We start from the raw sequence: 675 nt of genomic DNA on the forward strand, positions 1-675 counted from the left end.
TGATAACCCTGCAAACCTAAACCTGATTTCAGCACTACTGAAAGAAAGGGTTGAAACCGTAACGGCTTGTAGCAATGGTCAGCAAGCCGTAAATCTCGCTACCGAGAAGAAATACGACCTGATTTTTATGGACATCCAAATGCCATTAATGGATGGCGTGACCGCTTGTCAGAACATCAAAGAGCTTGAGTTAAACAAAGACACACCAGTGATCGCCGTTACCGCGCACGCCATGGCCGGGGAGCGCGATCGTCTGCTCGCCGCAGGTATGGATGATTACCTCACCAAACCAATTGAAGAGCATGTACTGCAACAAGTGTTGGTCCACTGGAATCCGAATACCTGTACAGAAAGCATAGGGAAAGTTGCGCCGTCCTACGTCGATGAACCAGCAAGTGAAGCACCTGCCACAGCTGAAAATACACAACCTGATGTGATTATTGACTGGCAAGCCGCATTGAAACAGAGCGCTAATAAGGAAGACTTAGCCAAAGATATGCTGCGTATGTTGATCGATTTCATTCCAGAAGTAGAAGAAGTTGTCGACCACGCACTTGAGCAAGACGATTATTCGCGTGAAGAGTTAATTCATGTGATCCACAAACTGCACGGCAGTAGCTCTTATTGTGGCGTACCAAGGCTAAAATCTCTCTGTGCTACGCTTGAACACGCCAT

Annotated in this window: 1 protein-coding gene; it reads left to right on the plus strand. The window is 47.1% G+C overall.

Features of this window, described 5'->3' with window-relative positions; genetic code table 11:
* The coding region (locus R7Q09_RS25995; protein WP_318143927.1) for a response regulator at positions 1 to 675 on the plus strand (675 nt) is incomplete at both ends.

This window comes from Vibrio sp. 2130-1, assembly GCF_033339515.1.